General features: G+C 34.0%; 19 protein-coding genes, 1 tRNA gene, 1 rRNA gene and 1 pseudogene. 8 read left to right on the forward strand and 14 right to left on the reverse strand.

From position 1 onward, the window contains the following. Positions 1-8 precede the first annotated feature (8 nt). Both ACFELV_RS07665 and ACFELV_RS07670 read right to left on the reverse strand, forming a co-directional pair. The gene (locus ACFELV_RS07665) at positions 9-1682 is read right to left on the reverse strand and encodes a hypothetical protein (protein ID WP_375327447.1); all 1674 of its coding nucleotides are present in this window, start codon (positions 1680-1682) and stop codon (positions 9-11) included. 138 nt (positions 1683-1820) lie between these two features. Further along, positions 1821-1897 (reverse strand) — tRNA-Pro (locus tag ACFELV_RS07670). Positions 1898-2567: 670 nt separating this feature from the next. On the opposite strand from ACFELV_RS07670, the gene trmD reads away from it, so the two are divergent. The 3 genes from trmD to ACFELV_RS07685 all read left to right on the forward strand — a co-directional run bounded on the left by trmD (position 2568) and on the right by ACFELV_RS07685 (position 4348). Continuing rightward, a complete protein-coding gene (trmD, locus tag ACFELV_RS07675; RefSeq protein ID WP_375327448.1) occupies positions 2568-3272 on the forward strand; it encodes a tRNA (guanosine(37)-N1)-methyltransferase TrmD in 705 nt (234 codons plus the stop codon). A 12-nt stretch (positions 3273-3284) separates the two neighbouring features. Continuing rightward, a complete protein-coding gene (gene rplS / locus ACFELV_RS07680) occupies positions 3285-3707 on the forward strand; it encodes a 50S ribosomal protein L19 (RefSeq protein ID WP_375327449.1) in 423 nt (140 codons plus the stop codon). A 428-nt stretch (positions 3708-4135) separates the two neighbouring features. Then, positions 4136-4348, forward strand: a complete 213-nt coding sequence (locus tag ACFELV_RS07685; RefSeq protein ID WP_375327450.1) for a palindromic element RPE1 domain-containing protein — start codon at positions 4136-4138, stop codon at positions 4346-4348. Positions 4349-4740: 392 nt separating this feature from the next. Here ACFELV_RS07685 and rpiB read toward each other — a convergent pair whose 3' ends face one another. Further along, positions 4741-5175, reverse strand: coding sequence for a ribose 5-phosphate isomerase B (rpiB, locus tag ACFELV_RS07690; RefSeq protein ID WP_375327451.1), 435 nt, complete (start codon positions 5173-5175; stop codon positions 4741-4743). Positions 5176-5262: 87 nt separating this feature from the next. Between rpiB and ACFELV_RS07695 the strand changes: the two genes are divergently transcribed. Next, a complete protein-coding gene (locus ACFELV_RS07695; RefSeq protein ID WP_375327452.1) occupies positions 5263-6186 on the forward strand; it encodes a murein hydrolase activator EnvC family protein in 924 nt (307 codons plus the stop codon). 285 nt (positions 6187-6471) lie between these two features. Here the strand turns inward: ACFELV_RS07695 and ACFELV_RS07700 are convergent, their stop codons facing one another. From ACFELV_RS07700 to nadC, 4 genes are all read right to left on the reverse strand, one after another. Beyond that, positions 6472-7005, reverse strand: coding sequence for a BON domain-containing protein (locus tag ACFELV_RS07700; RefSeq protein ID WP_375327453.1), 534 nt, complete (start codon positions 7003-7005; stop codon positions 6472-6474). Between the two features lie 504 nt (positions 7006-7509). Next, complete coding sequence (locus ACFELV_RS07705; protein ID WP_375327454.1) at positions 7510-8289, reverse strand: hypothetical protein; 780 nt, start codon at positions 8287-8289, stop codon at positions 7510-7512. Between the two features lie 128 nt (positions 8290-8417). Beyond that, positions 8418-10094, reverse strand: a complete 1677-nt coding sequence (locus ACFELV_RS07710; protein WP_375327455.1) for a Ulp1 family isopeptidase — start codon at positions 10092-10094, stop codon at positions 8418-8420. Between the two features lie 99 nt (positions 10095-10193). Next, positions 10194-11027, reverse strand: coding sequence for a carboxylating nicotinate-nucleotide diphosphorylase (nadC, locus tag ACFELV_RS07715; RefSeq protein ID WP_375327456.1), 834 nt, complete (start codon positions 11025-11027; stop codon positions 10194-10196). A gap of 258 nt (positions 11028-11285) precedes the next feature. Here nadC and iscX point away from each other — a divergent pair, with 258 nt between their 5' ends. Continuing rightward, positions 11286-11495 (forward strand): Fe-S cluster assembly protein IscX, encoded by a 210-nt coding sequence (gene iscX, locus ACFELV_RS07720; protein ID WP_375327457.1) that lies wholly within the window; start codon positions 11286-11288, stop codon positions 11493-11495. A gap of 253 nt (positions 11496-11748) precedes the next feature. Here iscX and ACFELV_RS07725 read toward each other — a convergent pair whose 3' ends face one another. Both ACFELV_RS07725 and ACFELV_RS07730 read right to left on the reverse strand, forming a co-directional pair. Further along, positions 11749-12621: a bifunctional 5,10-methylenetetrahydrofolate dehydrogenase/5,10-methenyltetrahydrofolate cyclohydrolase gene (locus ACFELV_RS07725; RefSeq protein WP_375327566.1), complete on the reverse strand. Its 873-nt coding sequence runs from the start codon at positions 12619-12621 to the stop codon at positions 11749-11751. Between the two features lie 2 nt (positions 12622-12623). Further along, positions 12624-13625 carry an NAD(P)/FAD-dependent oxidoreductase gene (locus ACFELV_RS07730; RefSeq protein WP_375327458.1) on the reverse strand — a complete coding sequence of 334 codons (1002 nt, stop codon included), beginning with the start codon at positions 13623-13625 and terminating at the stop codon, positions 12624-12626. Positions 13626-13700: 75 nt separating this feature from the next. Between ACFELV_RS07730 and ACFELV_RS07735 the strand changes: the two genes are divergently transcribed. The 3 genes from ACFELV_RS07735 to ACFELV_RS07745 all read left to right on the forward strand — a co-directional run bounded on the left by ACFELV_RS07735 (position 13701) and on the right by ACFELV_RS07745 (position 16831). Next, a complete protein-coding gene (locus ACFELV_RS07735) occupies positions 13701-13952 on the forward strand; it encodes a monovalent cation/H+ antiporter complex subunit F (protein ID WP_375327459.1) in 252 nt (83 codons plus the stop codon). Beyond that, positions 13949-15097: an FAD-dependent monooxygenase gene (locus tag ACFELV_RS07740; protein WP_375327460.1), complete on the forward strand. Its 1149-nt coding sequence runs from the start codon at positions 13949-13951 to the stop codon at positions 15095-15097. The genes ACFELV_RS07735 and ACFELV_RS07740 overlap by 4 nt, the downstream gene beginning before the upstream one ends. 231 nt (positions 15098-15328) lie before the next feature. Beyond that, positions 15329-16831 (forward strand): 16S ribosomal RNA (locus ACFELV_RS07745). Between the two features lie 147 nt (positions 16832-16978). Here the strand turns inward: ACFELV_RS07745 and ACFELV_RS07750 are convergent. The 5 genes and pseudogenes from ACFELV_RS07750 to ACFELV_RS07770 all read right to left on the reverse strand — a co-directional run. Then, positions 16979-17293: pseudogene (locus ACFELV_RS07750) on the reverse strand (IS1 family transposase); the annotation flags it as partial. A gap of 97 nt (positions 17294-17390) precedes the next feature. Continuing rightward, on the reverse strand, positions 17391-18104 hold the full coding sequence (locus ACFELV_RS07755; protein WP_375326202.1) for a tyrosine-type recombinase/integrase: 714 nt from the start codon (positions 18102-18104) through the stop codon (positions 17391-17393). Next, positions 18101-21025, reverse strand: coding sequence for a Tn3 family transposase (locus ACFELV_RS07760; protein ID WP_375326201.1), 2925 nt, complete (start codon positions 21023-21025; stop codon positions 18101-18103). The genes ACFELV_RS07755 and ACFELV_RS07760 overlap by 4 nt, the downstream gene beginning before the upstream one ends. A 193-nt stretch (positions 21026-21218) precedes the next feature. Then, a complete protein-coding gene (locus tag ACFELV_RS07765) occupies positions 21219-21638 on the reverse strand; it encodes a hypothetical protein (RefSeq protein ID WP_375327461.1) in 420 nt (139 codons plus the stop codon). 996 nt (positions 21639-22634) lie between these two features. Next, positions 22635-23762, reverse strand: coding sequence for a DegT/DnrJ/EryC1/StrS family aminotransferase (locus ACFELV_RS07770; protein WP_375327462.1), 1128 nt, complete (start codon positions 23760-23762; stop codon positions 22635-22637).

Raw genomic sequence — 23762 nt, forward strand, 5'->3', positions numbered from 1 at the left:
TAATCCTATTAATTCTTACCACTTTTATCCATATCAGCTAATTCAAAAGTAAAATTTTGAGCTTGAAAAGCCAGCCTTAAATCTCCCATATAACGTTGTCTTACGAAGTAATCAATAAAGGGTGTGGTGGCTTTAAGAATTATTTTTTTGCCTATATGATCTTCCTCTACCACTGCTAATTTACTGAAGGTGCTACTGTCCGCATATTTTCCATGTTCTTCAAGCAAAGATCGCCTAACCTTATACCATACTGAATCGGGGTCTAGCTTATTTAGTCCTGCAAAATCATTAATGTCTTTAGCCTCTTGTTTTTGTACTGTAACGGGCTTAAAGGGTAATATTTGTAGCTGCTTAATTTTATTACCATAAACCGCTTGTACTTGCTCTAATATTTTGTTTTGAATATGCTCTGACAAGGTAATACCTTTTAGTAACTTCAGTTGGTACTGATCTTGCTCTTCTCCTTTAAATTTGCACGAAGTCAATAACTCATAAGCCGTATTAGACTCAAATAGTCCTACTATTTTCCGCTTTAATTGTGCTTGCTTGCTATCATCCGTGCTACGTTCTATCTTTTCTAAATATTGCTCTTTTAGTTTTTCAGGATCGTTAGATTTGAACTGAAAATTGCTGTTATTAGCTTTGCTACTCTCTCGCAATTCATACGCCAAGGCTTTGACCATATAGTTCAGCACAACTTTTTTGTTACAAAAATGATGGTTAGGGTATTGCTCTGCTAGTTTTAGTAACAGCTTGTTAATAAAACTTAAGTTAAACTCTCTATTTGAGCGGAGTTGCAGTAAATCAGCATCTGCTTCGGTTAGTGGATGGAAATCTGCTAATCTTTTTCTTTTGAACCAGCCCTTATTGATATCAGGCACTAAAGCATAAAAGTAAGGGGATACTGCCATCTCACTAGCATTGGAATCAGAAATTTTCTGTATCACCGAGGGAAGGGTCGCAGCTAACGATATTGCAGCTGGGTTGGTATTGTCATCAAGCGCTTCAGTTTGGTTGATACTCCCTTCTGCTTGCATCTTCTTAGGCTGAAAATTTTCTTGCGGTTTATGACAGGTAACTGCTTGTTGTTCTGCTTGCTCCTGTAGTGGTTTTTGCTCTTGTGACGGTACTGGCTCATTTCTATCAACAACATTTTTTAGAAACTCAGATTCGCTAGATCTAGATATATTATGAATATCTATAATATTGTGTGCCTGAAATTTTTTTCGGGTTAACCCGAAACTTTTTTCAGCTTCATGCGAAAATTTTTTCGAGTAAGGCTGAAAAAATTTTGCCAATTTGATGCATGGGGTGTTTCGACATTTGATGTGCTGTTTGATAACGGTGGCATTATATAGATGAATAAAACCTCCTTCTTGCAATTCAAGCATGCATTGCCTAATACGCCTTTGACAAACTCCTAATGATTGCTCAAAGAAATGATAAGATTCTTGCAGTTCCTCGTCTTGCAGATTGTTACCGCTATTATGACAAACCTGTAGGCGAAAAACTATCAAAGAGAGGAGTTGACGCGCAGTTTTACTTAAAGCCTTACCGCCACTACCTTGAAGATCCCGCCACTCTGGTGGCACAAAATTACCAACGAAATTATAGAAGATAGTATCGTTGTTACTATAAGTAGAAATGTGGGGGGCGAGAGAAAAGTTGACTAATTGCTGCATAATCCTGCCTGCTGAACATCAGATTCAGAAAGGGTTTTAGAGCAATTATAGTACCTATAACTTAATTGCAAAGCAGCATATATGCAGCATATGGAATTTTTGCTAAAATTAGGAAACTCTAAAAAGCTGATAAGTATATGGTCGGGGCAGAGAGATTTGAACTCCCGACCCTCTGGTCCCAAACCAGATGCGCTACCAGACTGCGCTATGCCCCGAGAAAGAATAAGTAAGTTTTGTGTATTATAGCCATAAAGTGTCAACACGATACGATCTAACAAGTATGAATCTCTATCTTGCTTTCTGCATACCATCTTGTCTATACCTAACTATAGTGTATGCTATAACTTATTTTGATACGCTCCTATTCTGCTGCCAATGTCGATTGAGAGGTAGCTTCAACTATGACAGATATTTTTAATATTCTAAAAGATTGCAGGGAGGAGTTTTTACTATTTTTTCACAGCCCATAAATTCATAAGTGGCCACTACTTTAAATTCATAAAAGGGTACTACTTATGTGAACTTACAGCAAAAAATCCAATAATAAATAAAATAGAGTTTATAGCAGCTGCTTCAGATCCCTTTTGTTTATCCTACTTAATAATTTATTCTGGTATCTCTCACTAGTTCTAATTATGAATAAAATTTTGTGGATTCTTGAGAGATATTTCTCCTACCGAGATAAGTAAATTTTTTGAAATAGGAGGGCTATTTCTACAAAAATCACCATTTGCTTCGGTACAAATCTTCTTAAAAAGCCTACTAACCAATTCTGTTCAGATCCTAAAATAAATAAAACATATAGCTATCTATTGTTTCATTATATAAACTATAATATAAAGCAAAGCAATTTTTTTGTTGATAAATTTTATTAATATTTTCTGTATGTCTTTACTACACGTCACAATATTAACTATATTTCCTGATATGTTTCCTGGTCCTTTACAATATTCTCTTGCAGGACAAGCGTTGAGGAAAAGGATTTGGACTTATAATATAGTTAATATCAGGAATTTTGGTTTAACTAAGCACTATAAAGTTGATGATGAACTATATGGGGGTGGTAGTGGGTTAATAATGCGGCCAGATGTTGTAGGCAATTGTATAGATCATGTACTCTCTAACAAAAAGGATGTGCAAATATATTATCCCTCTCCTAGAGGGAAGATATTTACCCAAGCTATGGCACATGATTTTATTAAGGAAAGACAAATAATAATTTTGTGCGGACGCTTTGAAGGGATTGACGAACGGCTAATTGAAGAGTATAATATTGGAGAAATTAGTATAGGGGATTATATCCTCTCGGGGGGGGAAATAGCAGCGTTTGCTATCCTTGATAGTGTAATTAGGTTACTTCCTAACGTATTGCTCAATAGAGAAACATTGCAATCTGAATCTTTTGAAAAGAATGGGGAATTTAATGGGTTGCTTGAATGTCCTTTGTATACTAGACCAATAGAGTGGAAAGAAAAAAAAGTACCGGCTGTTTTGGTGTCTGGTAACCATCAGTTAATTAAAGAGTGGAAACAGAAGCAATCTATTGAAATTACTAAAAAACGTCGGCCGGAATTATTAAGTGCTATGTAGGAGCAAAAGTTAATGGATATTATTAAAGAATTTGAACAACAGCAAATTATTAAACTAACAGCAAACAAACAAATTCCAGATTTTAAAGCTGGTGATACAGTAAAAGTTATGGTAAAAATAATTGATCGATCATTTGAAAAAGATGGAAAGGAAAAATTAGTGGAGAGATTACAAGCATATGAAGGGGTAGTGATCGCTAGAAGAAATAGTGGGATTGCTTCTTCATTGGTTGTTCGTAAGGTTAGCCACGGTGAAGGAGTAGAAAGAAGATTTATGATTTGTTCTCCTATGGTTCATTCTATTACGGTGGTTAAATATGGCATTGTAAGACGTGCTAAACTTTATTATTTAAGGAAGTTAAGCGGAAAAGCAGCTAGAATTCAAGAAAAACTGAGAGTAAACCTTAAAGCGCATAAGACCCTAGGAGCGGCTTGAAGGCACTCTGTTACTTTATATGAGCTATTTCTGCAGTAGAATTTGATATGATAAACGAGAATTAATAAGAACGGGATAAGAGAACAGTGATACTGCTATATCACGGATCATCATTGCATTTTAAATGTTTTTTAATCCATAAAAATAAATTTAACTGCTTATATATACTTAAAATTCCCAATATGCTTTCACGCATATCTCCTGCAGATGTATGGCATAAATCGTTAAGGTGCTGACACTATATGTATCTCCAAGTGTGCATATCTATTAATGCCTTTGGTATGTTACCTTGTTTGTATCCTACTGATCTAAGCTATATTAACGCGTTTATCTAAAATCAATCAGATGAGGATAAATAAATCTTGGTTCACTTCTAAAATTAATTCTAAAATATTAAAAAGTTAATCAAAGCTCTCAATATTCATATTATGTCACTTCAGGAAGTGAGAATTCAAGAGTTTGTTTTTTTTATTAGACTTCTTTTAGAGCTCGCTTCTGGTAGGGAATTTGAAGAAGGCTCGGAGCGTAGGGCCGCAGCATACTTAAATGTAAGTGAGGATTTGAGCCTAGATTCATTGTCCAAATTACCATCGCCAGTAGAGTTTCAAAAGAAGTCTATTTTATCAAGGATTCAGCTATGATCCTGTATACTCAATGGGTGCAAGCGTTGGATTTTATTTTAAGCAGTAGACGTGCGTAGGGTGTAACCAGCAGGTGAGTACGTGAAACTTTGCAAAAATAAAAAAACAAACTCTTGAAAGGTGAAGAATATGCTAGTATTGTACTTCTACCCGCTCATCCTTGCCAAATAAAACCTAATTCTTGCGATTAAATGAACTACCTATTTTCTAGCTTGTGTTGACAAAATTTTTATAGTTTGATTGATGCGTATTTTATCTACAAAATGGTATAAATTTTTTGCAATAAATATACTATTCCTGCAAAATTTCTACTATTTTTCGATTAAAATCTGCTATAAATCACTCCTATAAAAATTTTGTCAACACAAGCTTAGGTTGTTTGCAGGCCGTAATTAATTGATTTTTGATAAGCGGGCGGTATGACGTCCTCCTTCAAAGCTAGTAGTCAAAAATTTATCTACCATTTTATAGGCCAGCTCTTCCTCAGGTATTTTCGCTCCAAGCACTAAGATGTTGGCGTCATTATGAGCTCTTGCTCTTACAGCCATAAATAAATCAAAACATAAAGCTGCTCTAATTTCAGAAGTACGGTTAGCTGCAATCGACATACCTATCCCTGTCCCACAAATTAGAATTCCTAAAGGAGCAATATTTTCTAGAATTCCATCTACTACTTTTTTAGAGTAATCTGGGTAGTCAACTGCTAACTGACTATTAGTACCATAATCCAGGACTGATATATTCTTGCTCACTAGATAGTCGATAAGCTTACCTTTGAGGATAAATCCCGTATGGTCACTGGCTATTAAAATATTATAAGTTTTCATAACGAATTTTTTACTAAAAAATTTAAAAATAATTGTACATTAAAGTTAGATTAATGCATAATAAAATCGCAAATTTTTGGTAAGTTTATGAAGATTAATCTAGCTTTTTTTAGTTTAGTACCCTTTATCATTTCAGGCTGCGCTACCCAAGCATCTGCGCCGATTGAATATAATTATGGCAAAAGTTATACTAACGCTTTGTCTGAAATGAGTTTATCTCCAAAAGGGAGTCATACGAATGCAAAAATGCTCGAGAATGGACAAGAGGAAATAATAAATAATCAACTTTCGCCAGATGAAATATCGTTTACCCCTAATACTGGCTACTTAAAAGCCCCTAATGACGAGCAGACCCTAGCCCAAGATGACACCAACACCATAATAATGCCTAAACTAATTGATAGCGAAAAATTAATTCGCCATCAAGTACAGGAGGGAGAAACACTAGCTTCTATTGCTAATGATTATGGTCGAACAGTTGCAGAATTAGAGAAATTAAATAATATTTCTCAAGCTTATGATCTACAAAAATCTCAATTTATAAAAATACCAGTTAGTAATGAGCTATTGAATAAGAAGAATACTGAGAGAAATTTAGCGCAGTCTAAGGTTTCCAATGCTATATTACTGACTGCTTCTAAATTTATCAAGCCGGTTGAAGGAAAGATTATTAGGCGCTTTGGTGAACAAACCCCTACCGGCGAGAGCAAGGGCATTAATATTGCTGCAAATGAGGGGGAGATAGTCCACTCTATTGCAGTGGGTAAAGTAGCATTTGCAGGTAAAGATAAGAGATTTGGTAATTTAGTAATAATAAAATTAAAGCAAGGAGATCTATATGTCGCCTATGCTCACTTACAGGACTTAATACTGAAGAAGGATGATCTAATTACTCAAGGCGAAATAATAGGGCATGTTGGTCATACTGGTGAAGTCAACTCTCCTCAGCTACATTTTGCTATTCGTGAAGGCAAAGTAGCTATTGATCCTCTTAAATATTTAAAATATTAGGTTCTGTTGACAAACAATTCTTAAAAGCAACTGAGGATATACTGCTCGCACCTGAAGAGTTGATAGACGATAGAATCAAAATCAAGAATTGCTAGGAGCCAAGAGTATACCAAGTAAGCTAGGAAGATCAACAAGGCATATATTGACGGCAAAAAAGAGGAGGAAAGCCTTCTGATGTTTGCGGGTAAATGTATTTTGCCTAAAACATTGATACTTAAAGTATGTTTTGAGAAACGACAAAATTAAAACCCGCTTGCAGAACCCAGCTTTATAAGGATGTTGTGATTACTTGACTTCTATATTTGTTTCTACAGATTTAGCATCTTTAATATTAAGCAAAGACTTTTTAATAACTTCAATATCATTTTTGTTTCCTACTGTTCCCTCTACATGTATTTTCTGGTTAGTAGTTTCAACATGTAAATTATTAGCAGCACTTATCTTATTATCAATAGACAAAGCAGTAATTTTCGCTTTAGCTTTTATAGTGATTATACTATCAGCTAACGGCGCTTTACTATCTTTGACTTTTAGGTCTTTCGTTACTACATCATTGACATTGCTCATACCAGCAACTTGCTCTACCACATGATTAAATTGCAAGCTTGTATCTACTACCCCTTTCAATTCTACTACTCCATCTTTAGTTTCTACGCTGATATCTTTCACAGGTACATCATGTGCTTGCAGCAATTTAGCTTTAACGGCAGCGGTAATTTCGATATCTTTAGCATTTGCTACAAATGCTGCGCCTACACTACTAATATTGAATAAAAATACAATAAATAGCGCTATTATATTAAATTTTTTTAAGTTCATAATTATTACCTTAGTTAGATGTTAAAAATTATTGTTAAATTTTTTTAGGCATGAGCCTCTAGATTCTGCAAAGACAATGTCAAATAAAAAATACTTAAGAATATTTTTGCTATTCAAATAGCAAAAACTTCTGTCTAATTTTTTAGCTAAAATCTTCTATAAATTATTCTTATTGGAATTTTCCTCTCAAAAACTAGAATTTTTATATGGTCGACCTATTGGATTATAGCTAACAAGATAACATTGTTTATTAATCTCTGTCTAGTCTTTTTGTTATAAATTTGTTAATATTTCTCTAGATTCATTGTTTTTATCAAGGGTAATTTTAATATTAGCAAAACAGTCTATAGATTTGTTAATTACTACTTGAATTACTGCGATAAATTGATAAAAAGAATTGGGATAATATAGAGCTTATTTTCAAAAGCTGAATTCGGTATCACTTGTTACATAGAATTCAGTAACTATATAGTAATAATAAGATGTACTGTCAAAATTTCCTTATTAATTGTCTAAGATTACGGTATCGCTTCCTACTAACTCTATTAAAGATAGAGCGGAGGGGTGAATGTGAGTCAAGACCGTATACAACCCCGCACCTTTTTGGTGATTTGAGTATAATAATACTGAATTAAGAAGAGTCTGATATATAGAAAAAACATCACATATAATTTTTGCCGCTTCTACCGTGGCAAATGGCGGAACATAAGTTGGCTTCGAGGTAATGGCTTCTTCATAAGCTGGTGGGGCTGACGGTAATACTGGGGCTTGCGGGGTGGTTATCTTATAGGCTGCTAGGTGATGAGAGGCAGTTGATTCTTCATAAGCTGGCGGGGCTGATGGTAATACTGGGGCTTGCGGAGTGGCTATCTTATAGGTTGCTAGCTGATGAGAGGCAGTTGATTCTTCATAAGCTGGCGGGGCTGACGGCAGTACTCTTTCAGGCTCTATAGATGTTTCCTTCTGTGCCTCACAACTATTAGCTTGTTTTGGTAAGAACCAAGTAATGGGGGCAGAAAAACGTAGGGAGTAATTCTCGATAAATTCTCCTAGCTGGACCATTTTATTACAGAATATATCTGAAATATTTTGATATGCTGAATTGATAGCCAGCTCCGCTATTTTATAATGTGTTGCAAAGTCGCTGATCCCATCTTTGGATATGTCAAGCAACTTATGAAACATTTTTTTAACATCTTTACCATAGGCTCTGCTATCTTGTTCTTTAAAAAATTTTACAGTATAATTATACATCTTATTGCTTATTTTAAATATATTGAACATATTCTACCGGTTTCATAATTAATAAAATTTATTCTTCCATAATTTTTGAAATTATTCAAGCATAATGCAAAAACTTTAAGAAAGAATAAAGCAACTTGCAAGTTTTTAATAAGCTTTAAGGAATAAAATTACCGTCCACGCCCACTCCCCTGCTGAAACGAAGGGGTCTTCCTAATAGAGGGGGTGGTACAGAATCCGTTTTGCTGGTTTTGTTTTATATGCTCAACCACTCCGATACTTGGTGATGATGCTGCCTTAGTTTCTTGCTTCTCTAACTGTTTTTGATTAACGGCATGATGTTGTTGCCTTAATTCTGTACCCATTGTACCTTTGGATTGTTCTTCGGTAAGAATTTGCTCTCCTTTTGCTATCTTAATTAAATTATCTACAACGAATGATCCACAGTCTTGAGCATTTTGTTGTTGAAGAGTTTTTAGATCAAGTATTGACTCAACAGGAACAAACCCTGTAATTATTTGCATTAACTCAGATCTGTCACTTATAGGATGCCCAGTAGAATCATTATAAATACATTGTATATTATTATTTTCATCACACTTGAATGCTAAACTAAGCCAGTGTTCATGACCAGTATTAAGAGGAATAAGTACCGCTTCTTTTGTCCTATTTTGCAATTCTTGAACAGAATGGATAATAGTCTCGTTGAGTAAGTCCGGGTTTGTAAGAGAAGCATAATCAACAACAGAAACTTTTTGCTCATCAATGAAGCGTCGTATTATATTGCTAATTTCATAATCCCTGTATAAATGTTTTGGATCGGTCAAGTTATTAATACTTTCTAGTTCAAGAACAGGTTGATGTATAGGTGCATTAGGAAGGGAATTTTGTATTGCTGGTGCTGCTACCGTTCTATTTAAGACAGCTTCTAACCTGAGAGCATTTTCTTGTTGAATTTCATGCAATTTCTGTTGCATATTATAGGTATTTTGTTGTTGGTTCGGTGGGACGCTGAAATATATATCAATAGGATTTTCTTGGTAGATACCTCTAGTATTAGAAATCGTTCGGTCTTGGTCTATGCTGCGGTCCTTCTCAAATTGGCGTGATATAACAGAGATGTATTGTCCTAGTTTTTCGGGAACTTTATCGTTACTTTGTAAAATTTCGTTTACTTCAATCAGAATCCCAGCCTTTAGATTTTCTTTATCCTTTGCATTATCACTGGCAATATTAAATTTAGTCATAATCAGGTCAGTAATAACATCAGCATTATCTAAGGGAAGATTTACTACAGTAAGGCGATCCCCTGGCGGTAATTTTTTTACTTCTGAATTGAGAGACGTTGAGATTGACTGAATACTTGTCGCTTTATCAGTTGCGATGTGACCTTTCTCTATTGCAGCCTCTCGGTCAATAGCATCTGCAAAAAATACCTGATCAACTCGTGCAAAAAGCGGTTTCCATAAAGAGGGTAGTTTTTTTGCCTCAAACTCTGCATCATAATGGTTAAAAGACAAACAAACTTTGATCTCTGTATTTTTTAGTTGTTCTATCAAAGAAGATACGGCCTTATTATCGAAGGAGGGTAGAATATTATTGTTATAATGAATATTAACTACAGGTTGGCCACCTTGCTTCTCTACTTCCTCCCATATTGATTCTATAAAATTCTTTATATTGCTAATATCGTGGCCCTGTGTAGTGGTGCCGCGCTTAATAATATTTGATATTTTGAAAGTTGTATTGAATATATCCGAGTCTTTTTGTGAAGGATAGTTTTCAGGCTCATTAAAACCATTAATGTTAAATAATACTACATTATTTTTTTCTTTATTGGTTGACATATTTACTCCTCAACAATTAAACTATAGGCTTAAATTAAGAAATCATAAACTTAAATTAAGGTATCTTCATTATAGCTTAAAAATTGCACAATGTAAAATTTATATATCTAAACCAATATCCATTGATTGAGCAGAATTAGTTAATCGCCCTATTGAGATAAAATCCACATTTAAATTAGCTAGTTGAGCTATCGTTTGTAAGGTTACTTGCCCTGAGACTTCAATTAAACATTTATTATTTATGAGTTTTACTGCCTGGCTTACTTGTTCTAGGCTCATATTATCTAGCATTATAATATCAACGCCACATTCTAAAGCTTTTTGTACTTGTACTAAATCATCACATTCTACTTCTACCTTCGTATAGTGCGGAGCATACGCTTTTGCTTTGTGGATAGCATTTTCAATAGAGCCACAAATTGCTATATGATTATCTTTTATTAATATGCTACTATCTAGAGCAAAACGATGATTACGTCCTCCCCCACAAGTAACAGCATATTTTTGCAGTAGCCTAAGGCCGGGCAGGGTTTTACGGGTGTCACAGATTTTAGTTTTATTATTATGGATTTTACTAACATATTCGTTAGTTAAAGTTGCTATACCGGATAAATGCTGTAAATAGTTCAGAATAGTTCTTTCTAAAGCTAATATTTCAATAGCCCTGCCAGATCCTTTTACTATTTGTCCACCTGCAGCAAGATGATCACCATCTTTTGCAAAGAATTGATATTCAATATTTGAGTGATGATTAAAGAAATATGCTACTATAGGGCGTCCACAAAGGACCATTTTTTCTCGTGCATTAATGTAAAACTCGATATTTTGGTTTGCATTAATTAAATATTTCGAGGTGATATCGCCTCCTATCCCCAAATCTTCGGATAAGGTATTATCAAGAAAATTTTTAAGTGAAGTTAGATGTAGTTGCATAATAATCTCACTGGCTTTAATAATTTACTCATATACATATATACTAATACATTATTTATTGATAGATCTGGTTAAATGGTAATAGTAATCATAATAAACTTAAACAACTATAATTCGGTTGGCTAGTGGAAGAATAAGATAGGGTCAAATCTTTTTACGTGTATACTCTTCAGCGTTCAAGAATTAACCCCAAATATACGAGCTAATGTGAATTTGGCAAAAAGGTTTATATTATAAAAAAATAATTAGGTAAAAATAATGCATTGGAATGATGTTGAAGAAATCGCTATTCATTTAGAAGAAAATTATCCCGACGAAGATATATCTGAATTAACCCTACAAGACCTTGAAGATTTAGTAAAATCACTAAGTGAATTTGACGATCATGAGGTTGAAACAAATAGAGAAGTATTAAAAGAAATACTTGAAGCTTGGGAAGAAATTAGAAATAATAATTTCCAAGAATAAATTATTAGCTTATCCAAGAGTAATATAAGGTTATTTCTTAACCTTTAAGTCCTGGGTGAAAATGATTATTCTTATCTTGAATCGATCGGGAAAATAAATAAAATCTCCTCTCAAGTGCTTCGTCGAAGACATTGAACTTTTTTCATTTACTTCAAAACATGATTTTAATAATTAAAATCATGTTTCAAGTAGAATGGTATTATCTATTACCTACTATAGAACCCCTTCACACAACCTAAATATATGCGATAGATTATTTAAGTTTATTGTGAGATTGCATTGCGGCTTTAAGAGTATTTTGCATTAAAAACGCCACTGTCATGGGTCCAACTCCTCCAGGTACTGGAGAAATATACCGTACTTTATTAACAACATTTATAAAATCGACATCTCCAACTACCTTATCAGTCCCTGGTAGCTTAGTGATCCCAACATCGATAATGATAGAATTAGAATGAAAATATTCGTGAGTTAATTTTAAGGGAGCCCCAATGGCGGAAATCACTATATCAGCTTGGGTAGTTATGCGAGGTAAATTTTTAGTACTGGCATGACATATCGTTACTGTACAATTTTCTTTCAGTAATAAAGCTGCTAGGGGTTTTCCTACTATATTTGAGCGTCCTATCACTACTGCATGCTTACCTGCTAAATTTGACTCTACTTGTTTAAGTAATTCAATACAACCAAGAGAAGTACAAGGTATAAAACCATTACCTAAACCACTATGTAGATAACCAACATTGACTGGGTGGAAACCATCAACATCTTTATTAGGATTAATAGCGGATAAAATTAAATTATTATCTATATGTTGAGGGAGGGGGAGCTGCACAATAATGCCTGAAATAGAGGAATCCTCATTTAGGTAGTTTATTTCCTTGATTATATGATTTAAGGGAATATCATCTGGTAAATTTATTTGTACCGCTTTCATACCAATTTTTTCTGCAGCTTTTAACTTATTTCTTATATATATAGTACTTGCTGGATTAGTGCCTACTAGTATAATAGCAAGGGTAGGTACTAATTGGTGTTGTTGTTTTAGAATGGCTATGTCCCCGGCTATCTTATCTAAGATTTGCGTTGCAAAATATTTACCATTAATCACATTATTGTGTTGTATCACTAATTATTCACTCCCTTGGTAGTTGAATATTCAAAATGCAAAGCTTTCCCTTCAAATACTCGAGTATAAGCATGATGTAAACTGCTAGCTGCTTCGGCAAAACCAGTTAGAATTAATTTTAGTTTCCCGGGATAATGAGCAATATCGCCAATGGCATAAATTCCTGGAATATTTGTTTCAAAGGATTGAGGTTCTACTAGTATATGGTTAGTTTTAAGATTTAGCCCCCAATTTTTTATAGGTCCTAGTTCTTGAGCAAGGCCAAAAAAAGGCAATAAAATATTGGCAGGTAAAATCCGAATATTCCCTGTCAAGTCCTTTACCCCTACTGCTTCGAGTTGTCCATCATTTCCTAATAAATGGTCGAGTTGATAATTCACAACTAATTCTATTTGTCCTTTCACTGCTAATTCTTGTAATTGCCTGATACTTTCTGGAGCAGCTCTAAATTTTTCACGTCTATGTACTAAATATATTTTTTGGGCAATTTCTGCTAGTAAGATTGTCCAGTCAACCGCAGAGTCGCCTCCTCCTGCTATTACTATTGCTTTATTAGCAAAATTATTACGATTATTAATGAAATAAAATACTGATTTTCCTTCAAAAGCCTCTATATTTACAAGTGGAGGCTTGTTAGGCCCAAAAGAGCCGCTGCCCGCAGCTATAATAATGACTTTAGAGAATATTATAGTATTGTTAGAAGTGGTAATTTTAAAACCATTTTCCTCTTGTTGCATTTGGATCGCTTGCTGGTTAAGATGGTAAACAGCATTAAAAGGTCTTGCTTGTTCTTCTAGCTGCTTTATTAAGTCTGCAGCCAGGATTTTAGGATAGGCCGGTATATCATATATAGGTTTTTCTGGATAAAGTAGGCTACATTGTCCCCCTATTATTTCTTGTGAATCAATGATATGGCAACGCATACCTAACATTCCGGCTTGAAAAATAGTAAATAACCCAATTGGCCCAGCTCCAATGATAATAATATCAGTATTGTGCATATAAGTTTGTAAAATTAAATTAATTTGTTAAAAAATTATAGTATTTTTATTGAAATAGTTAGTGTGGTAGATTTTATGATAAATATTTTTTTAATTCTTATGCTCTTATTTATTATCGTTATAGTCTTGTTATTAATTAAAGAGATAAACATTTTTAGCAAAATTCTATTATTAAATAGCTTAACTAACATAGTGAGCTTGTTTATTTGTTTTTTAGGCTCCTTTAAAATGAATAATTCTTATTTAGATATTGCTTTAATATATTTTCTTTTAAGTTTTATAGCAAGTAGCGCTTATTTAAAATATTTTATGGGTCAACCTAAATGAAAAAGGGAATAGTAATATTAGGATGTGGTTTGAGTGGTATGCTGACCGCCTTATCTTTTGCTAAACGAAATATATCCACTACTATTCTTGAATATCAATCCATTGGCACCATGAATTTTGGCGCAGATACCAGAACTACAGCATTAACTCCAGCTTCAGTAAGCTTCTTAAATCATATTGATATTTGGCCTAAAATTGAAATATTTGCTAGTAAAATGCTCGATGTATATATTGTGGATAATAAAGCCCCTGAAATATTATGGCTAAAAGATGTTAAAAACAATGATCCCTTAGGTTATATTATCAGCAATAACGACTTAAAAAAAATTTTGTTAGAAGAAGTGAAACAAAATATATTAATTGAGATAATAGATCAATTTGATTATCAAAAGGTTGAGAGTCAAAATGACCAAACTATAATCTATGATCAACATGACAAAATAATTCAAAGTGATTTATTAGTTGTGTGTGATGGGGTCAATTCTAAAGTGCGTTCTTATTACTTTTCTAATAAAATAGAAAAAATATATAACCAAACTGCGCTGACTTTTAATATTCGACATAATAAAAGCCATGAAAATTGTGCTGTCGAACATTTTATGCCTTTAGGACCTTTTGCAGTTTTACCTTTAAAGAATCCGCATTACTCCTCAGTAATATGGACTGTCTCCGCCCAACAAGCTCCCTTATTGCTGCATTTAGACCAAGATGAAATAGTGTATTTAGTAAATAAGAATTGTGGAAATTCTTTAGGCATGATTGAGCTAGATAGTAAAATTAGTGCTTTTCCTTTGAAAGCTCGTATCTCTAACAAGTATTTTTATAATAAAATAGTATTAATAGCTGATAGCGCTCATATTATTCATCCATTAGCTGGGCAAGGTTTAAATCAAGGAATAAAAGATATTGACACTTTAACTCAATTAATTCTTGTGAGTGGCATAAGTGAGAAAACGTTAACTCAATATCAGACTCTAAGGAAGGAAGATAATTTTATTATGTATATGATTACCGAAAATTTAAATAATATTTTTTCTAATCATTCACAAATCTTATGGTATTTAAGACGTTTGGGCTTTGGGACTATCGATAAAGTACAATTTATTAAAAATTCTATACTACAATATGCGGTAGGAGCAAGATAAAACGAGCAAGGCCAAAAAGCACAAAATAATTTTTCAAAAATGGTAAATAGTAATTGACAGGGCTGGAGAACTTACATATAATCACTTCTAGACAAAAAGGTGAGCCATTTAGGTCATAGCTGTTTTTAAAAGTAAATAATCAGATATAGGTAGTGACAGCAAATTGTACTTATCACTAATAAGTGATGAATTAAACCTGTCAATTTTTTGAACAAAAAAGTAGACAGAATCAAACTTGAGAGTTTGATCCTGGCTCAGAACGAACGCTTTCGGTATGCTTAACACATGCAAGTTGAACGGACTAGTTTAGGGCTTGCTTTAAATTAGTTAGTAGCAAACGGGTGAGTAACACGTGGGAATCTACCCATCAGTACGGAATAACATTTAGAAATAAATGCTAATACCGTATATTCTCTGCGGAGGAAAGATTTATCGCTGATGGATGGGCCCGCGTCAGATTAGGTAGTTGGTAGGGTAATGGCCTACCAAGCCAACGATCTGTAGCTGGTCTGAGAGGATGATCAGCCACACTGGGACTGAGACACGGCCCAGACTCCTACGGGAGGCAGCAGTGGGGAATATTGGACAATGGGCGAAAGCCTGATCCAGCAATACCGAGTGGGTGATGAAGGCCTTAGGGTTGTAAAGCCCTTTTCAGCAGGGAAGATAATGACGGTACCTGACCAAGAAAGCCCCGGCTAACTCCGTGCCAGCAGCCGCGGTAAGACGGAGGGGGCTAGCGTTGTTCGGAATTACTGGGCGTAAAGAGTGCGTAGGCGGTTTAGTAAGTTGGAAGTGAAAGCCCGAGGCTTAACCTCGGAACTGCTTTCAAAACTACTAATCTAGAGTGTAGTAGGGGATGATGGAATTCCTAGTGTAGAGGTGAAATTCTTAGATATTAGGAGGAACACCGGTGGCGAAGGCGGTCATCTAGGCTACAACTGACGCTGATGCACGAAAGCGTGGGGAGCAAACAGGATTAGATACCCTGGTAGTCCACGCCGTAAACGATGAGTGCTAGATATCGGAGGAATTTCTTTCGGTTTCGCAGCTAACGCATTAAGCACTCCGCCTGGGGAGTACGGTCGCAAGATTAAAACTCAAAGGAATTGACGGGGGCTCGCACAAGCGGTGGAGCATGCGGTTTAATTCGATGTTACGCGAAAAACCTTACCAACCCTTGACATGGTGGTCGCGGGAAGCAGAGATGCATCCCTTCAGTTCGGCTGGACCACACACAGGTGTTGCATGGCTGTCGTCAGCTCGTGTCGTGAGATGTTGGGTTAAGTCCCGCAACGAGCGCAACCCTCATTCTTATTTGCCAGCGGGTAATGCCGGGAACTATAAGGAAACTGCCGGTGATAAGCCGGAGGAAGGTGGGGACGATGTCAAGTCATCATGGCCCTTACGGGTTGGGCTACACGCGTGCTACAATGGTATCTACAGAGGGAAGCAATACGGTGACGTGGAGCAAATCCCTAAAAGATATCTCAGTTCGGATTGTTCTCTGCAACTCGAGAGCATGAAGTTGGAATCGCTAGTAATCGCGGATCAGCATGCCGCGGTGAATACGTTCTCGGGCCTTGTACACACTGCCCGTCACGCCATGGGAGTTGGTTTTACCTGAAGGTGGTGAGCTAACGCAAGAGGCAGCCAACCACGGTAAAATTAGCGACTGGGGTGAAGTCGTAACAAGGTAGCCGTAGGGGAACCTGCGGCTGGATTACCTCCTTTAAAGACACTATAGCATATTATAACTTTATAATATTTGCTCAAGTCCGACTTTCGCTGTCACTACCTTTACCTGATTATTTACCAATTTAAGATAATTAAAGATAGAATTCTTTTAGAGCTCGCTTCTGGTAGGGAACTTGTGTGAAGTCAACTCTTCGCTTCAAACCGCAGTGTACGTGAGGACTTGAGCACCAAATCGACGTACAAATTACCATCTCGAGTAGAGCTTCGCAAGAAGTCTATTTCAAAAAATAATAAGACATAAAGAGAAAGCTCTAATATTATAATGTATATGTATTTAGAGTATTTTTTGGTTTTTCTATTTAATCTTGCTAAGTTATCTCTATAAGATGAATTTTTTGCTTCAACTGAGCAAGTTTTAGCTGTATCAATTATATGCTTTTCACTTAGTTTATACTTACTATAAACCTCATAATCATCGGTACATACATACTTGATATTATAGCGCTCAAGCCTAAATGCTAACGCTAAGTACGAAGAGCAAAACTCCTTTCGTTATTTGGACTAGTGTTAAGGTAGCTGCGATGAGCCGCCACATTTAAACAGGGAATTCTTTAATCTTTTTTTCATACTCTGGTTGGCAGTCTACGAGTGATAATTTTGAATATATTTCAAGTGATTGACGACTATCATGCCCCGAATAAGGTTGGATTAATGCATCATCCACGCCTTTTTTCTTCATCCATGTAAAAAGAAAATGCCGTAATTTATGTGGTGATATTGAATTCTCAATGCCAGCTTCTTTTGTGTAATTCATTAATATTTTCCTAATACCTCGATCAGAATACGGTTTCTTCCAACTAGATTCAAATAGGTAAACTGTCTTATTTTTCTTTGCACTTTCAATGTGTACAGCTAATACTTCTGTAAATGCATTAGGAAACGGAACTATTCTATCTTTACTACCCTTTCCGTGGTTAATTCTAATTTGACAACTATCTAAATCTATATCTGATATTTTTATTTTTACCAATTCCGATACTCGTACCCCAGTATAAAGTAACGTCTTAATAATTATTACATGCTTCATATTTCTTGATTTCCATACAGCCTTATAATACTTACTAATTTCCTCTTCTGTTGGTACATAAGGTAATTTCTTTGTGGTGCTATTGTCTACTGTTATATCGAGTTCTTTACGAATATGTCTAAATAATTCTCTCAAGTAATTATAATCTGGTTGTTCCTTTTTTAAATCCTTCAAAAAGTATTTGGCTTTTTCTCTTACAGGAGTACGGTTTATTATTGTCATCGGTAATACCCCGACCCAGCTTGCGAATATATTAATATACGTTGGTTAAAATCAATTGGGAACAAACCGTATGGATTAATATGCGTTGAAAGTAACGGTGTTAATGCCCTGTAATCTTCAGGAGTCAGTTTGTTTCGCCAGTGAGGCTCAGATAATACTTGCTGAATAAGAAGAGTATTAATATAGACAATACAAGCTTGTAATAAATGTAGACATAATATTGATAATTCTTGATCACCAATATTGTTTGTTGTGAGCTCTCCTAGTTTCCCATAGAAAATAAAATCCATTATATAATTTAAGCGTTCTACTACATTCAACCCTTCATTGATTTCAATTCTAAGATATTCTGAATCTAGGTATTTACATAGGAAAATACTTTTATTTGCTTTACCAATTTCTAACAAAGTTCTATATACAGGATGTTCGTAATTATTATTACTAAAACGTTTTACTAATACATCAGGTTCTACAATACCCAATTTTAATGCTACAAGATGTTTAACGACTTCATTGTAATTCTCCTCAATTAATTTCCAATTGATACCACCTTTAATTATTTCAGAAATATATTGGTATTTCCATTTATCTCCAGATGCAACCCCATAAAGTTTTTGTTTATTTATTGCTTTTAATCTAGGTAGTAAATCAAAATCAAGTAAGTAGCTAATAGCAAAACCTATCACACTTTGACCATGAGTATCAACAAATACTCTGTTCATGTTCATCTCTGTATCATGATCAATTATACCTTTAATCATTGATCCTACTTCTGAAGATGAACAACTTTTTAATTGTGAATAAATACATAATGATTTCTTATCAACATGCCAATAAATCATTACTCCTCGACCTTGATAACGGTGATGCCACTCATTAATAAGATTTTGATCCCAACTACTTATCTTTGTTGAATCGCATGCTACTGATGTTGTTGCTTCTCCCCAAATATCTGGATTACGTATTTTGAGAATATTGTTAATAATTAGACGAATAGAGTTTCTAACATTTGTAGCATTAATATACCTCTTCTTAATATAACGTAAATCGCTGTAATTAACATCACCATTGGCAATACTTATTCTCTTCAATCCTGTATTGCTACCTATACCATATAAACACAATAAAAGTCTTTTTCTAAGGCCTGACGGTTCAATACTACTACTTTTAGCAATAGTTTCCATTTGCTGTGTAAAATTGGTAAGTAGATCAGTTTCTTTTAAAATATCAATAAGGTTTATACTTGACCACCTACCTGTAATTTCCTTTTGTAGTGCAATGATGTTATTTGGATCTTTTTGTGCTTCTGATGGGGTAATAGTAATATTCTTCCCAACAGTACTTGTCTTGATTTTAACAAGATTATTATTAGGTATTTTGCTATTTAGATTTTCTAAACCCCTTTCTAAGGCATTTTGTAACTTTGTAATAAACTCCTTATCATCTAAAGGTAGACCAAGTTCTTGATAATATTGTTGCTTTTTTTGTTCAAAATCTTTTGGTATATCTTCTTCAGGATTTCTATATCGATAACTTCTTTTAATCCATATTGCTTTGAAGTTTAAAAAACGCTTCAATTCTTCTAAAACGGCAAGCTCATAGTTATATTTATTAACTTTAATCACATCTTTATCTACTTGAACAACCATTGGATGCCAATTTGTAGGTATTATACCTTCAATAGGCGGCTCCGTTTCATAATACTCTGAGTCTGATTCATTCCAGTACTTATTAATAAATTCAACAGCTTTTAAAATCGGTTGATAACTAGAGTTATCTTCTTTTAACTGAAAAGTTTGTAGTATTGGTAGTAGTGTGGTTCTACTTCCATACGCATACTTTGAATGAATCTTATTTTGTACCTGTTGTTGATACCATTTACCGCGTTGCTGTAAATCAGTAATTATTGCTTCTAGTTTTTCTTTAGAAACTTCAGGGTAAATCTTATCTTCAATTGTACTTTTAGGATTGTTAATTGATAAAGATGCTAATTTCTCTAGAATATCAAATTTTCCATCAACACGCTTAACCTCCTTTACAATATAGTTATCTACGTATTTTTCAGAACTAGAACGCATACGTTTTATAAGCTTAATTAATGTATCAGCTAAACTATCTAATATTAGCTGCAATCTTATATAACAGAATATTGCCATAGTCGCATATTTTGCCACAGGGCTAAACTCTAAAATATTACTAGGCGATAAAGCCATGATACGATCATAATATTTCAGCAGTAATTTTCTATCTACTAAATCTACAATCGATTTGGGCAAAGTAATTTGTTTTAATAAAGCGATCTTATCCAAAGCAAAATTAACATTTTTTAGCCTAACCCCAGGTATATCATTTTTTAACTCTGATAATTCTATAATACCATTCTTTGACTGTTCGCTTTGTTCAAGGATTTGCTCAATCAAATAACAGTTATCTTGACTTAAACTTTTAAATATCTTTTCAAGAAATTTTTGTTCAAATTGATGCTTTGCTGAAGCAACATAACGATCCAACTGTTTTTTCTTGAATAGTACAATTTTATTTTGGTCAAAAAATAACCTAGTCTGCTCCATTAATAATTCATTAGATGGATAATGAGGTAGAATATTATTTGTTAGATATTCTGTAAATATTAAAACATCATTATTATTTGCTTGGCGATATCCCAAATATTTTCTAATATCCTGATGATATCTTTCGGCTGTTCTACCGCTCCAATTAAATTTTGAAAGAATAGACTCTTCAATATCCAACTCTGAAGCAATGGCTGATATTAATTTTAATGATATTGGTTTTTCTTCTGCTGCAGGGAATTTAATGTGAGACCGAAAATAAATTAACATTACTCCAAAAGCTAGTTGATTGATTTTACCAGTTTTTGTGTTGCATAGATTAAAATCTTCTAATGATAGTAAATTTGACATATATTATTTTGTATATTCCTAGAATACCTAATATCGGTACTATTTACGAACAATACTACCTATAATTAAATATTATGAGCTATATCTTTTAATATAAATATCAAAAAGTGTCAACAATATTCTTTTAGGAACTTAAAAAGTTAGAACTTTGCATTAAATGTGGCGGCTCATCGCAGCTACCTTAACACTGGTCCTATTTCGATATCAATAACTCAGAGCCCATTTCGGTTAACAGCACTAAATACATACGCTTTATTTTCTTTTTTGTTATGTAAGTAAAAAGCTCCTCTAACGCCACTATATTGATATCTTTTTCTTGCACTTCCTCTATCTTCTGAGTAAAGGCATCCTTAACAACTCTCCCCATCTTTTTGATCCAAACTGACACTACTGAATTATGTATCTTCTTTTCCCGGGCTATTGCTCTAATGCCCATTGAATTAATATACATCATTACCGTTTCTAATTTAAAATCTGCGCTATACTTAGCTGCTTTACCTCGAAACACACTACTACAAGTTTTGCATTTATATCTTTGTACTCCATCTTGTAAACCGTTCTTCACTATTTCTTCCGATTGGCATTTCTTGCATTCTTTCCATTCTCCTGACATTATTACCCCTTATTGCTATTTTTATATATAGTTTAATAATATTTTTTATATATGTCAACTGTACTTAGGCAATGCCACAATAAGTATGAGTTACTCGGCAATTTGAATTTAAAACCACAAAAGAAGATGTGGTAAGTTTTAAAGAATTATTTAAAACTACGAGTTTCAGATTCGCAGGTATAGCTTAGATCAGTAGGATACAAACAAGGTAACATACCAAAGGCATAATAGATATGCACACTTGGAGATACATATAGTGTCAGCACCTTAACGATTTATGCCATATAGAAAAATTAGAGCAGCAGTCAACCCATTTTATAGGGAGTGGCTCTCTTATTTTAAAGAGTGTTATTCTACCTTGATAAAGGGAATATAGAAAGAAATGTTGAATAGGATTATGCTATAATTAGGGTGTTGTTGCCTAAATTTCATAAGATTTTTATAAGCTTGCTTGGTATATAACAAGCACACATGAACATTTCTATTTTATTGACCTTACAGTGTTAACCTTTTTAACGTTTCTGCAATTTTTTCTGATGCTCTACCATTACCAAAGATTGTTAATATTCGTTCCATATTTTATTTTCCTAATTCGGATGATATATACTACTCGTCTTTCAAAAATTGCTTTTTTATCTTATCTAATACCAAGCTGCTTTCAAGACAGTAGTAGGAGTATGAGTGATGAGGCGCGCGGAACCTAGTAGATCTAGGTGAGCACGACGAATCCTGAAATACGACCACCTAATGTGAAGAAAGCAATTTGGTATAAGATTAGTGCGTTTATGTACCTATAGTACACTGCCTGCTCTACTGCTTAAATAATGGTCCTTGAAAGTGAGCATTATATTAGACTTCTTTCCAAACTCTACTCGAGATGATAATTTGGACAATGAATCTAGGCTCAAATCCTTACGTACGCTGCGGTTTGAAGCAAAGAGTTGACTTCAAATTCCCTACCAGCAGCGTGTTTGGAAAGAAGTCTATTGATACATGTTAATTGCTAGGCTCAAAAAATTTCCTGATAGAATTACATATTTGCTCCAGTTCCATGATTGTTAAATAAGGATGCATAGGTAAACTTAATACTTGTTTACTTAATAATTCTGTATTATTCATCACATTACTTTTAGGAAAATGATTATAAGCAGTTTGTAAATGTAAAGGTTTGGGATAATATACCATACTAGGGATACCTAAATTTTTTAAATAAGTTTGCAATTCATCACGCTTTTTTAATTTTATAGTATACTGCGCCCACACACAATGATATGGTTTGCTTATATAATTAGGTACCTGTAAAGTAGAGATTGTTGAAAAAAATTCATTGTAAAAATTTGCTACTTTATTTCTTTGTACTATTTCTTGATTATATATTATTAATTTTTCTTTCAGTATAGTTGCTTGTATAGTATCTAATCTACTATTCATACCAATATATATGTTGTCATATTTATCAATACCTTTACCATGCACTCTTAAAGATTTAATTTTTTCAGCATATTGCACGGAATCAGTAAATATTGCTCCTCCATCTCCATAACAGCCAAGAGGTTTAGCCGGAAAAAAACTAGTGGTAGTAATATCGGCATAACTACAATTAAATCTTTCCTTATATTTAGCTCCGCAAGCTTGCGCAGCATCAATGATATGCCATATTTTATTTATTTTACAAAAATTATTAATTAAATCATATTCACAAGTTAAACCAAACAAATCAACAGTCATAATCCCAACTGGTTTTAATCCTTGAATTAAAGCATTTTGATATCCTTCTTCTATAGAATTTAAATTAACATTATAAGTATCTTCGCTTACATCAATAAAAAAAGGTATCCCGCCTAACAAAGCTATGGCTTCTGCAGAAGCAGCAAAAGTAAAAGAGGGAACCAATACAACTTCTCCCGCTTTTAAATTTAACGCTTGCATTGCTAAAATTAAAGCATCGGTACCATTGGCGCAGCTAATTACATGTTCAATTTGTAGATAAGAGGCAAGGTTATGCTCAAATTCTTCTACTTGAGGACCCATGATATAGTTTCCTTCCTCAATAGTACTTATAATTTTAGGTAAAAGAGTTGGCTTTAGTACATTAAGTTGCTTTTTTAAATCAATAAATTCCAT

This window comes from Candidatus Tisiphia endosymbiont of Nemotelus uliginosus (genome assembly GCF_964264835.1).
In the GTDB taxonomy this organism is placed as follows: Bacteria; Pseudomonadota; Alphaproteobacteria; order Rickettsiales; family Rickettsiaceae; genus Tisiphia.